The organism is Solidesulfovibrio sp. C21 (genome assembly GCF_047785625.1).
Taxonomy (GTDB): Bacteria; Desulfobacterota; Desulfovibrionia; order Desulfovibrionales; family Desulfovibrionaceae; genus Solidesulfovibrio.
Window position 1 is genome coordinate 1 of the sequence record NZ_JBLODY010000010.1, and the last position, 12,458, is coordinate 12,458.

Here is a 12,458-nt window from a genome sequence, read left to right on the forward strand (position 1 = left end):
ATGATGGTCCGGCTGCGGTTGCAAAAGCCGAACAGATGGCCCGCGAACGGATCGAGTTGCATCTGCCGCGAAACCAGGATGGACAGGCCGTCGATGGATTTGCGCATGTCCGTGGCTCCCAGGGCCAGGTAGACCCGGACGCCGTTTACCGGCAACATCATAGCCGCGTCAGTGTGCGAACGAGTTTCTCAAGCACCGGTGCGGCGAAATCGCCGCGTATCTCGATGCGAAAGGCGTTGCCCACATGCACCAGCATCGGTTCCGGTGCGGTGGCAATGTCTGGTTGAGTCGACGCGGACAGCGGCACGGGGACGATGGTGACGAAAGACGCGGCATCCCTGTCATTCTTTGCGCCTAAACGCTTGCGCCAATAGCTCAGGGAACTCTGGGAAAGGCCATGCTGCCGACAGTATGTTCCCTGGCTCAGACCGCTACGCTGACAAGCTGCAACATGCTCCGACCAATACGCCGCCTTCAAGGAACGCACTTCTGTAGCTGGTGCTGCCATGGTCGTCCTCCTGTGGGATAAACCATGGCAGAAAATTCAAGCGACGTAAGAAGGACCTATTTGGACGCTTACAACGAGACTCCCCTGCTATAGAAATCTCCCCTTTGCCAATAACTATAGATAAATCGTCTACTTTGATCTAAGTTTTTCTGCGAGAGCTTCTCTCAGGAGCTTGAGGTCATAATTGACGTTAAACCAGTATTCATTGAGTTCATCCGTATTTGCCAGAATTGTGTCTAATGTGCCGAGAATCTTTATATCGTCCTTGGTAATTTTCTTTGATTTTGCGTAATCACATTTAAAGTAGTTCTTTTTTATATAGTCTTACATGTTGTGAATCGTTCCCATAATCTGACCTTTCTTAAATAATAGTTGATTGTTATTCAAACAAATAAGGCGGAAAACCTTTGCTCAGGAATCCCGCCTTCGCCTCTTACGCAACCGCTAAACCCGGCAGCAGCCGGACAGCGCGTTCCTTTTCCCCTGACATGTAGTGGTAGTAGGTATCAGCAGTCAGTTTTACGGTCGAATGCCCCATCATCTTCGACACGGCGGCCAGATCTGCCCCTTTGTTGAGCAAAGTGGTCGCGAACAGGTGCCGCAGGTCGTACATCCTGGTCGGGTAGGTGATCCCCGCCCGTTGACAAGCGTTCTTGAAGGCCTTTCGGATGGTGGTGAGCCCTCGGCCCATGTACTCGATGACATACCCGGACACCGAATCCTTCTTCTCGTCCTCCATCCGTTTCAGGAAGTCAGGGTTAATCGGAACCGTCCGATAGGTCTTGGTCTTGCTGGCATAAATCCTGACGGTACCGGCAGCGAAGTCCACGTCATCCCATCGCAAGGACAAGAGTTCGGACTCCCCAGGACGAGTGCCCAGGTTGAAGCAGACCTCCTACCCGGGTCCACCTCGATCTTGATGGTGTCGGCCTGGATGGACTTCATGCCGGCCGTCTCGGGCAAGGGGATTGCCCCAAGAGCCTTTGGGGCCCTACTGTTGTTACATTTGGGATAACCTTTTTACTAAAGAAAGCTCTCTTAAGTAATAAGGGCTACCACGGCTTGACGACGGAGCACGAGGTGGACATTATCCAGAGAAATGCTTCATTGGGGGTTGTATGAACGACACACTGGATGCACTACGCATCGACAAATCAGATAAGTTTCGACCTAACTCCAACCATAGACGACAAAATAAACGCAAATTCTGGCCAGCAATTTTGGCGCTACTGATCATTTTTTGTCTTGTCGTCTGGACACTGTCGCCGCGAACCGTTGCAGTACAGGCCGTAACCGTGGTCCTGGCCTATCCTTCCCGCACCATCACCACCCTGACCGCCAGCGGCTATATTGTGGCCCAGCGCAAGGCCGCCCTGGCCACCAAGGCCACGGCCCAACTCGTCTGGCTCGGGGTGGAGGAAGGCAACCGAGTGGAAAAAGGGCAAATCCTGGCCCGCCTGGAGAGCGCCGATCTGCAAGCGGCCCGCGATCTGGCCCGCCATGACCTGGAGGCGGCCCAATACCAGATCGCCGCGAACACGGCCGAACTGACCGACGCCCGGCTGCACTTCACCCGCATGGGAAAGCTTGTGGCCGGCGACTATGTGGCCCACTCCGAGTACGATACGGCCAAGGCCCGCCTGGACAAGGCCATCGCCACCCTGGACCAGGCCAAAGCCACCCAGGCCTCTCGCATCGAGGCCTTCAACCAGGCCGAGGCCACCCTGGCCTACACCGACCTCGAAGCGCCCTTCGACGCCGTGGTGCTGACCAAAAACGCCGACGTGGGCGACATCATCTCGCCCCTTGGCGCGTCCACCACGTCCAAGGCGGCCGTGGTCACCATCGCGGACATGGGATCCCTGGCCGCCGAGGTCGATGTGGCCGAGTCCAGCCTGCACCTCGTGAAAGTGGGCGAGCCGTGCGAGATCACCCTCGACGCCATCCCGAGCGAACGCTTTCCCGGCAAGGTGCACATGATCGTGCCCACGGCCGACCGCACCAAGGCGACCGTGCTGGTCAAGGTGACCTTCGACAAACTGGACCCGCGCGTGCTGCCGGAAATGAGCGCCAAGGTGGCCTTTCTCTCCCGTCCCCTGACCGCCGCCGAAACCACCCCCCGGGTGGCCATTCCGGACACGGCCGTGGTCACGCGGAATGGAAAGCCGGAAGTCTTCGTCATCCAGGACGGCAAGGCGGTGCGCACCGGCGTGGCCCTGGGCGAGGCCCTGGGCGACATGCGGGTCGTGACCTCGGGCCTGGCCACCGGCCAGCGGCTGATCCTCTCGCCTCCGGACAAGCTGCAAAGCGGGGACGCCGTGACCCTGGCCGAAGGATAGCCGGAGCCCGCCATGCCCATCCATCCCGGAATGACACCTCCCCCCAAGGACAACGCCTTTTCCCGTCCCGCCATCAAAGCGCGTGAAAACGCCCGGGCCGGGTCCACCCTGTACCCCCGGCAGGCAGCATGAACACCCCGCTTATCGCCATCGACCGACTCTCCAAATCCTACCGGCGCGGTGACCAGATCCTGCCGGTGCTGACCGATATCACCTTCGACATCGCGGCCGGAGAATTCCTGGCCCTCATCGGTCCCTCGGGATCGGGCAAATCGACCCTGCTCAACTGCATCGCCGGCATCGACGGCGTCAATGGCGGCAGCATCGTCATCAACGGCACGGACATTACCACCCTAAGCGAAGGCGAGCTGGCCGAATGGCGCAGCCGGCACGTGGGATTCATCTTCCAGTTCTACAATCTCATTCCCGTGCTGTCGGCCCTGGAAAACGTGGAGCTGCCGCTCCTGCTCACCACGCTCCCCGCCCGCCAGCGCCGGGACCACGCCCGGGCCGCCCTCGAGGCCGTGGGCCTTCCCGACCGCAGCGACCACAAGCCCTCCCAGCTCTCCGGCGGCCAGCAGCAACGCGTGGCCATCGCCCGGGCCATCGTCACCGATCCGGACATCATCGTGGCCGACGAACCCACGGGCGATCTGGACCGCACCTCCGCGACCGACATCATGCATCTGCTCGGCCGCCTCAACAGGGAGCTTGGCAAGACCATCATCATGGTGACCCACGACCAGCGGGCCGCCGCGGCCGCACATCTGGTGCGCACATTCGAAAAGGGTGAACTGCGTGTTGCTCCTTAAGCTGATTCTCAAAAACGCCTTCCGGCACCGTTTGCGCTCGATCCTGACCATTGTGGGCGTGGCCGTGGCCCTGCTCGCCTTCGGCCTCATGCGCACGGTGCTCGACGCCTGGAATGCCGGCTCCTCGGCCGCGGCGGCCAACCGGCTGGTGACCCGAAACGCCGTGTCCCTGGCCCAGCCCCTGCCCTATCCCTACAAGGAACGCATCCGCCGGACATCCGGGGTGGATGTGGTCATCGCCGGCAACTGGTTCAGCGGCGTCTACAAGGACAAGAAAAACTTTTTCGCCAACCTGGCGGTGGAATCGGACGGCTTTTTCCGCCTCTACCCGGAGATTCAGGTCACACCGGCCGAGCGCAAGGCCTTTGTCACGGACCGCAAGGGCGCCATCATCGGCCGCAAACTGGCCGAACGCTTCCACTGGCGCGTGGGCGACACCATCACCCTGCGCGGCACCCTTTTTCCCGGCGACTGGCCGCTGACCATCCGGGGGATCTATACCGGGGGACGACCGGACACCAACGAGTCCGTGCTGTATTTCCAGTGGGCCTATCTCAACGAAACCATGAAGCAGCGCAGTCCGAGCCGGGCCGGCCAAGCGGGCTTTTTCATCATCGGCATCGCCGACCCCAACCGGGCGGCGGAAGTCTCCAAGACCATCGACGCCCTGTTCGTCAATTCCCAGGCCGAAACCCTGACCGAGACCGAACGCGCCTTCCAGCTCGGTTTCCTGTCCATGAGCGAAACCATCCTCCTGGCCGTCAAAATGGTGTCCTTCATGATCATTTTCATCATCCTGGCCGTGGCGGCCAACACCATGACCATGTCGGCCCGGGAACGTCTGGGAGAATTCGCGGCCCTCAAGACCCTCGGCTTTCGCGGCCGGCCCCTCGGACTCATGTTCCTGGCCGAATCCCTTCTCCTGTCCCTTACCGGCGCCGCCCTGGGCATGGCCATGCTGCCGCCCCTGGCCCGGGCCTTCGGCGCCAGCCTGGCCCAATACTTTCCCGTCTTTCTCGTCTCACCCCAAACCATCGCCTTGGTATTCGCCTTCGGGCTGCTGGTCGGCGTGTGTGCTGCCATCGTGCCGGCCTGGCGGGTCTCATCGGTACGCATTGCCGAGGCGTTCCGGAGGATCGGCTGATGCCCGTGCCCCTGGCCTATTCCTGGCGCAATCTGCGCACCCGCTGGCTGACCACCCTGCTCACCGCCGGAGGCATGGCCCTGGTGGTCTTCGTGTTCACGGCCACCCTCATGCTGGCCGAGGGGCTGCGCCGGACGCTCGTGACCACTGGGTCCCCGGGCAACGCCATCGTCCTGCGCAAAGGCTCGGATACGGAAATCAAAAGCAGCATCGAACGTCCCACCGCCTCGGCCATGGCCACCCAGCCGGAGATCGCCTTTGACGGCCAAGGCCGGACCATGGTCGCCAGGGAAACCGTGGTCCTGATCGGCCTCCCCAAAAAATCCACGGGCAAAGTCGCCAACGTGACCATCCGGGGCACGGACGCGGCTTCCCTGGAACTGCGGCCCCAGGTGCGCCTCATCGCGGGCCGTCTGCCCCGGCCCGGGACGCCGGAAGTCATGGTGGGCAAGGCCGTGGCCTCGGGATTTACAGGCGCCGGGCTTGGCCAAAGCCTGCACTTCGGCAAGCGGGAATGGCCCGTGGTCGGCGTCTTTGACGCCGGAACCACGGGATTTTCCTCGGAAATATGGGGCGACGCCAACCAGCTCATGCCGGCCTTCGGCCGCAACGCCTATTCCACGGTGGTGGCCGGATTGCGCGACCCCGCGCTTTTTGCCGCCTACAGGCAGGCCATCGAAACCGATCCCCGGCTCCAGGCCGAGACCTGGCGAGAAACGCGCTACTACGAGAAGCAGTCGGACAGGATGCGCAAGTTTCTCACGGTGCTCGGCGTGACCCTGACGGTGATCTTTTCCCTCGGCGCCGTCATCGGGGCCACCATCACCATGTATTCGGCCGTGGCCAACCGGGTTCCCGAGATCGGCACCTTGCGGGCCATCGGCTTCCGACGCGGGGCCATCCTGACCGCCTTTCTGCTGGAATCCCTCTTCCTGGGCCTGCTTGGGGGCATCTCCGGGGTGGCCCTGGCCTCCTGTCTGTCGTTTCTGACCTTTTCCACGACCAATTTCCAAACCTTCTCCGAACTCTCCTTCAAGTTCACCCTGACCCCCTGGATCACCGGCCTGTCCCTGGCCTTTGCGGCGATCATGGGCGTGGCGGGCGGCTTTTTCCCGGCGGTGCGGGCGGCCCGCCTCAACATCGTGGCAGCGTTGCGGGACGACTAGGACCGGCTTCCAGCCAACGGGGGAAAAGACGCCTCCGGCGGCCAAAGGACTCCGTCCTTTGGAATCCTGTCATGCTTGGAGCTGCTCACGCAGGCGGCCCGACGTTCGGAAAAGCCGGCCCGCCTGCGTTTCTCAGGGGGTTCCCCAACGCTGCCTCAAAACGGATGGGCGAGGCGCGCTACCCCCAATGTTCCCCCTGCCAAGGGGTCCGGGGGAAGGCTTGCCCCCCGGCCGCCGCAGGCGATTCCATCCGCTGGCGGCCCGGCGCGGCTGCCTTCGATCGCCGGCAACGAGGCCGAAGACGGTTGCGGTATTGCCGCGGACACACGCCGAATCGATCCCGAAAAGCCCGGCTGAACGAGGGAAGGCTCTGGTAGCCCACGGTGAAGGCGGCGTCCGTGATGTTGATGTCGCTGCTTTCCAACAGGCGTCGGGCCTCTTCCAGCCGCAGGACGCGCAAATAGCCGAAAACCGTGGCCCCGAAGTGATGCCGGAATTCCCGGTTGAGCCGTGGGGGGGAAACGCCCACCCTGCGGGCGAGATCCATCAGGCGGGGGGGCGTTTCGATGTTGTCGCGCAGGATATCGGCCGCCTCCAGGGCTGCCGGCATGGCGGCGCCGGGGCATGCGTTCGCAAAGGACGTACTTTCACATCGCATCATGTCGTCTCCTTTCGGCCGCGATCCAAGTGGCACTGCCCTGGCGAGCCAAGACGCGCGGTTTCGGGAGCGCCGTCAACGTTCCGGGAAGGCAACCCCCTCCCGGACAGGCATCCCGTTCCCGATTTCGTCCGGGCACTTGCCCGAAGCATCTTGCCTTTGACCTTGGCAGCCCAAGGATCTAATTTAAAAAATAAAATCGACATATTACCCAAACACCGAATCTGGGTTCACCTTGCTGTCGGGTTGTACAGGATTCCCCGTGTTATTGAAAATGAAATTCATTATCCATCAATTATTGTTCTGGAACAGTTAGTGGTCCCAAAGGGGCCCTGCTATCGTACGTCAGCATCCGAACATACTCTTTGATGGATATGGTGAACTATGCTGTCTGATTTTTGTGAATACCCGGATCATTTCAAACAACACTACCGAGACAAAGGCTACTGGTTGCCAAAATCCCTCTCAGACCACTTGCGAGAGTGGGCGATGACCCAAGGCAGCCGCATTGCCATTGTGGAACGCAACAGTCGTCTGAGCTATGCCGAGCTGGATATCAAGGCGACATCCTTTGCCAACGGCCTGCGCCGCCTGGGTATTAAAAAAGGGGACCGTGTCCTGGTCCAGTTGCCGAACAGCCTGCGGTTTGCCGTCTGCGTCTTTGCCCTGCTGCGCCTCGGCGCCATCCCCATCCTGTCCATGATGGCCAACCGGGAATCGGACATCCACGCCTTTTGCTCCCTGGCAAAACCCGTGGCCGCCATCACCGTGGAAAATTTCCTGGGCTTCGACCACGGGACGCTCGCCCGCAACGCGGCCCGGCGGCATGCCTGCCTGCGCCATGTCATTACCGATGCGGGACTGCAGGGCTCCCTGGCCTGGGACGCCCTTTTCCTGGATACGCAAGACATGCCCGGCCCTGCCCCCGACGACATAGCGGTCCTGCTCCTGTCCGGCGGCACCACGGGCACGCCCAAGCTCATTCCGCGCACCCACGCCGACTATTCGCTCAATGCCCGGGCCTCGGCAGCGCGTTGCGGCTTCACCAAGGACACCGTCTACCTGGCGGCGCTTCCCATGGCCCACAATTTCCCGCTCTGCAGCCCCGGGCTCCTCGGCACCCTGTCCCAGGGCGGGCGGGTCGTGTGCATCCAGACGCCCAGTACGGACGAAGCCTTCCCGGCCATCGCCAGGGAACGGGTCAACGTCACCGCCCTGGTGCCGCCCCTGGTCAATCTCTGGCTGCCGGCCGTGCAATGGGACAAAAACGACCTGTCCAGCCTCAAAACGCTCCAGGTTGGCGGCGCGAGGATGGAGCCGGAGCTTGCCGCACGGGTCAAGCCCACCCTGGGCTGCGACCTGCAGCAGGTGTTCGGCATGGCCGAGGGAGTGCTGTGCTTCACCCGGCCGGGCGCTGACGACGACGAAGTCCTTTTCACCCAGGGAAAGCCGCTTTGCCCTGCCGACGAGATCCGGGTCGTGGACGAGGACGGCCAGGACGTGCCCCCGGGCGCCGTGGGCGAACTCATGGTGCGCGGCCCCTACACCATTCGCGGCTACTACCGGGCCCCGGAGCACAACGCCCGCTCGTTTTCGCCCGACGGTTTCTACCGATCCGGGGACAGGGTCCGTTTCACCCCGGAAGGCAACATCCAGGTCATGGGCCGCATCAAGGACCACATCAACCGGGCGGGCGAAAAGATTTCCGCCGTGGAGATCGAAACCCACCTGCGCTGCCATCCCCAGGTGGTGGATGCCGCCCTTGTGCCGCTGCCGGACGCGGACCTCGGCGAACGCAGTTGCGCCTTTCTCATGCCGGCGGGGGGAGAGCTTTCCCTGCGCGACATCCATGATTTTCTGCGGCAACGCGGCGTGGCCCGCCACTGCATGCCCGACCAGTTGGAGCACATCGCCATGTGGCCGCTGACCGCGGTGGGAAAAATCGACAAACGAAAGCTCGCTGCCATGGCCGGATGACCAGCGCGGCCAGATCGGCGCGCCCCGCGCCCTTGGCCGGGAACACCGCCATGGCCGGTCGCCGGCCCGCCCGGTTCTTGCGGCACGTCAGGGACGGCCCGGGGGCCGGCGACATCCTTCCAACGGTGGCACGAACAAGACCACACAACAACGGAGTGTGTTCCATGGGTAATGTTGCTCCGGCAGCAGCCGTAATGCGCCCCGAAGACGTTTCCATCCTCAAGGAACCCGGCGCGTCCGGGGGCGAAGCGCGCCACGGCCAACTGGTCGAATACGGCAGGCGGAAGGTGGCCGCGGTGCTGCACATCGACGGCGCCATGCTGGAGCAGAGCACGCATCTGATGCTCTACGGCATGGATTCGCTGCTCTTTTTCAGGCTGCTGGAAAGCATCGCCACCCAGTTGCGGATCGCCATAACGCCAAGCGAGGCCATCGCAGCGTTTCAGCACCTGACCCTCGACACCCTGGCCGCCCTGCTTGCACGCGCCCTGGAGACACAAAACCCGCAGGACGGTCCCACGGGCATGGCCCAGGCCCTGGGCGCTCCCATCGTCCCCGACCCGGCCAACCGCCACAAGCCCTTTGCCCTCACCGACATCCAGTACGCCTACTGGATCGGCCAAAGCGGCGCCATCGGCTGGGGCAACGTGCCCTGCCACGCCTACGCGGAGTTTGACAGGACCGACCAGGGTCTGGACTTCGACCGGCTAAGCCGCGCCCTGCGGCAGGTGATAAAGCGGCACGACATGCTGCGCGCCGTGGTTCTGCCAAGCGGGGAGCAGCAGATCCTCGAACACGTCCCGGACTACGCCGTGCAGGTGCGCGACCTGCGGGGCACAGACGGAAAAATAACCCGCCAGGCCCTGGAGGCGATCAGGCGGGAGATGACGGAAGCGGGGCCGCGAAGCGACACCTGGCCCCTGTTCGAATTTCGAGCCAGCCGTTTTGGCGACGGCATGGTCCGCTTTCACATCAGCCTGGATCTGCTCGTCTTCGACGGCCAGAGCATCCAGATCCTGTTTCGGGACCTGGCGCGCTGCTACGAGAACCCCGAGTCCCTGCCCGCGCCCCTGTCCCTGTCCTTTCGCGACTACGTGACCTGCCTGGCCGGCCTGCCCGCCACCGAGCACTACCAACGTTCCCGGCAGTATTGGCTGGACAAGCTCCCGACCATGCCCCAGCCGCCCGAGTTGCCCATGGTCAAGGACATGGCCACGGTGTCCGATTTCCATTTCTCTGGACGCCAGTGCGACCTTTCTCCCGAACAATGGCGCCGCTTCAAGGAACAGGCCGCCCGGGCCGGTCTGACCCCGTCCGCGGCCCTGCTCACAGCCTACGCCAAGGTGCTAGGCGCCTGGAACCGGCATGACAGCTTCACCCTGAACCTGACCCAGTACAACCGCCAGGGGCTGCACCCGGAAGTGACGGAAATACTGGGCGACTTCACCTCCATCCTGCTCGTGGCCGTGCGCAACCACAGCGCGGACAGTTTCGCCGCCGCCGGCCGTCGCCTCCAGCGGGAAATCTTGGAGGGCATGGAGCACCGCGCCTACAGCGGCATCGAGGTCATGCGGGAGCTGGCCAGGCGTCAGGAGGGCAACGCCCCCTACATCGTGCCCTATGTCTTCACCAGCATCACGGGTGTGGGCGGCAGCATCGACCAGGACGGACAAGAGGAAACCTGGGAAAGCCTGATGGGCGAGTGCGCCTTCATGTCCGTGCGCACGCCCCAGGTGGTCCTGGACCACCAGATCCGCGAAAGGCACGGAGCCCTGTCCTGCCGCTGGGATGTGGTGGAGGAACTCTTCCCCCAGGGGCTCATCGACGACATGTTCGCCGCCTACCGCTCCCTGCTTGGGCGCCTGGCCGACGACGCCTCGGCCTGGGAGCGTCCGGCCGAGATGGCCCTGCCCGCGCACCAGGAATCCAGACGGCTTGCCCGCAACAGCACCGACGGCGAATGCGCCACCGACCTGCTCCACACCCTTTTTGCCCGCAAGGCCCAACAACAGCCGGACGCGCCGGCAATCATCACACCCCGACGGACCCTCGGCTACGGCGAACTGGACCATCGGGCCCGCCATCTGGCCAGGGAACTCGTGGCGCTCGGCGCGGGCCCCAACCGTCTGGTGGCCGTAGTCATGCACAAGGGCTGGGAGCAGGTGGTGGCGGTGTTGGGCATTTTGTACGCCGGAGCGGCCTACCTGCCCATTGACGCGGATTTTCCGGAAGCGCGCATCCGGCACTTGCTGGCAAACGGCGAAGCCGAACTCGTGGTCACCCAACCGGAAATGCGGGAACGGATGGGCTGGCCCCAAAAGACGCATGTTTGCGTTGTGGAATCCACGCAGCCGGCCGCCACCGACCTGCCTGTCCCGGAAACCCGACAAACCGGGGGCGACCTGGCCTATGTCATCTACACCTCCGGTTCCACCGGGATGCCCAAGGGGGTCATGATCGACCACCACGGCGCCGTGAACACGGTGCTGGACGTCAATGCCCGCTTCGGGGTCACGCACCGGGACCGGGTGTTCGCCCTTTCCGAACTCAACTTCGACCTTTCGGTCTACGACATCTTCGGCACCCTGGCCGCGGGCGGGGCTTTGGTCATCCCCGAGGCCGGCCGGCGCAAGGACCCGTCCCATTGGCTGGAGCTTATGGGCAGGGAGCGGGTGACCATCTGGAACTCGGTGCCTGCGCTCATGCAGATGCTGGTCGAGCACGCGGCTTCCCGGCCGGATCAGCCCTTTGCGCCCCTGCGTCTCGCCCTGCTCAGCGGCGACTGGATTCCCCTGGACCTGCCCGAACGCATCCGCCACCTGACCAAGGACACGACCATCATCGGCCTGGGCGGCGCCACCGAAGCCTCCATCTGGTCGGTCCTCTACCCCATCGGGGAGGTAGACGCCGCCTGGAAGAGCATTCCCTACGGCTACCCCATGAAAAATCAACGCCTGTACGTGCTGGGTCCCTCCCTGGAACAACGCCCGGACTGGGCCGTGGGCCAGATTTATATCGGCGGCCTGGGGCTGGCCAAAGGCTATTGGAAGGACAAGGCAAAAACCGATGCCAGCTTCGTGGTCCACCCCGTCACCGGGGAACGCCTCTACCGCACGGGCGACCTGGGTCGGTTCACGCCCCACGGCTCCATCGAGTTTCTGGGCAGGGAGGACTCTCAGGTCAAGATTGGGGGCTATCGCATCGAACTGGGCGAGATCGAAACCACCCTGCTCGGCCATCCCGAAGTCCGGGAGGCCGCCGTGGTGGTCAGCGGGACAGCCCAGGGCAATGGTCGCCTGGTAGGCTATGTGGTGGCCGGGAACGGTTCGGGCCTGACATCGGAGAGTTTACGCGCCTTTGTGGGGCAAAAGCTCCCTGACTACATGGTGCCGCCGGCGGTCATCCGGCTGGACAAACTCCCCCTGACCCCCAACGGGAAACTGGACAAGAAACAGCTCGCCCGCGACGCGGCCCGCCATCTCGAAGCCAACCGTCCGCCACGGGTTTTGCCCCGGGACGCCACGGAAAAGCAGGTGGCTGCCATCTGGCGCGACCTGCTGAAGTGCGAACATGTGGGCGTCCACGACAACTTCTTCGAGATGGGGGGCAATTCCCTGCTCGCCCTGCGCCTGCACGCCCGGTTGCAGGAGCATGCGCTCCGGGAACTCTCCATCGTCAACATCTTCGAATATCCCACGGTCAACGCCCTGGCCCGCTTCATGACCGCCAACCAGGACGCCGGGGCCGACGCCGCAAGAACCACCCGCCGGGGCGGGCAGCGCCGGGAAAGAATGCAAAACGCCCTGCGCGGCCGGCAACAGACCGCGTAAGATTCCAGCGCGATTTGCCGTCAG

Annotated in this window: 9 protein-coding genes and 1 pseudogene; 6 read left to right on the plus strand and 4 right to left on the minus strand. The window is 63.3% G+C overall.

What is annotated here, in order from left to right; all coding sequences use genetic code 11:
* The 3 genes and pseudogenes from tnpB to ACMZ6R_RS05260 all read right to left on the minus strand — a co-directional run.
* Positions 1-161: IS66 family insertion sequence element accessory protein TnpB (tnpB, locus tag ACMZ6R_RS05250; protein ID WP_416109890.1), on the minus strand; the 161-nt coding region annotated here is incomplete at its 3' end.
* The gene (gene tnpA, locus ACMZ6R_RS05255; protein ID WP_416109836.1) at positions 158-508 is read right to left on the minus strand and encodes an IS66 family insertion sequence element accessory protein TnpA; all 351 of its coding nucleotides are present in this window, start codon (positions 506-508) and stop codon (positions 158-160) included. The genes tnpB and tnpA, both read right to left, overlap by 4 nt.
* Before the next feature lie 433 nt (positions 509-941).
* Positions 942-1,403 (minus strand): annotated as a pseudogene (locus tag ACMZ6R_RS05260) (tyrosine-type recombinase/integrase); the annotation flags it as partial.
* A 325-nt stretch (positions 1,404-1,728) separates the two neighbouring features.
* Here ACMZ6R_RS05260 and ACMZ6R_RS05265 point away from each other — a divergent pair.
* The 4 genes from ACMZ6R_RS05265 (at position 1,729) to ACMZ6R_RS05280 (ending at position 5,969) form a co-directional block, all read left to right on the plus strand.
* Complete coding sequence (locus tag ACMZ6R_RS05265; protein WP_416109837.1) at positions 1,729-2,847, plus strand: efflux RND transporter periplasmic adaptor subunit; 1,119 nt, start codon at positions 1,729-1,731, stop codon at positions 2,845-2,847.
* Positions 2,848-2,975: 128 nt separating this feature from the next.
* Entirely contained in the window at positions 2,976-3,659 is a 684-nt protein-coding gene (locus ACMZ6R_RS05270) for an ABC transporter ATP-binding protein (protein ID WP_416109838.1), read from the plus strand.
* Complete coding sequence (locus ACMZ6R_RS05275) at positions 3,646-4,803, plus strand: ABC transporter permease (protein ID WP_416109839.1); 1,158 nt, start codon at positions 3,646-3,648, stop codon at positions 4,801-4,803. Before ACMZ6R_RS05270 ends, ACMZ6R_RS05275 begins: the two co-directional genes overlap by 14 nt.
* Entirely contained in the window at positions 4,803-5,969 is a 1,167-nt protein-coding gene (locus ACMZ6R_RS05280; RefSeq protein WP_416109840.1) for an ABC transporter permease, read from the plus strand. The genes ACMZ6R_RS05275 and ACMZ6R_RS05280 overlap by 1 nt, the downstream gene beginning before the upstream one ends.
* A 178-nt stretch (positions 5,970-6,147) precedes the next feature.
* On the opposite strand, the gene ACMZ6R_RS05285 is transcribed toward ACMZ6R_RS05280, so the two are convergent.
* Positions 6,148-6,579: a helix-turn-helix transcriptional regulator gene (locus tag ACMZ6R_RS05285; protein ID WP_416109841.1), complete on the minus strand. Its 432-nt coding sequence runs from the start codon at positions 6,577-6,579 to the stop codon at positions 6,148-6,150.
* A 537-nt stretch (positions 6,580-7,116) separates the two neighbouring features.
* On the opposite strand from ACMZ6R_RS05285, the gene ACMZ6R_RS05290 reads away from it, so the two are divergent.
* Positions 7,117-8,604: a (2,3-dihydroxybenzoyl)adenylate synthase gene (locus tag ACMZ6R_RS05290; RefSeq protein WP_416109842.1), complete on the plus strand. Its 1,488-nt coding sequence runs from the start codon at positions 7,117-7,119 to the stop codon at positions 8,602-8,604.
* Between the two features lie 194 nt (positions 8,605-8,798).
* On the plus strand, positions 8,799-12,434 hold the full coding sequence (locus ACMZ6R_RS05295; RefSeq protein ID WP_416109843.1) for an amino acid adenylation domain-containing protein: 3,636 nt from the start codon (positions 8,799-8,801) through the stop codon (positions 12,432-12,434).
* The last annotated feature ends 24 nt before the right edge of the window (positions 12,435-12,458 follow it).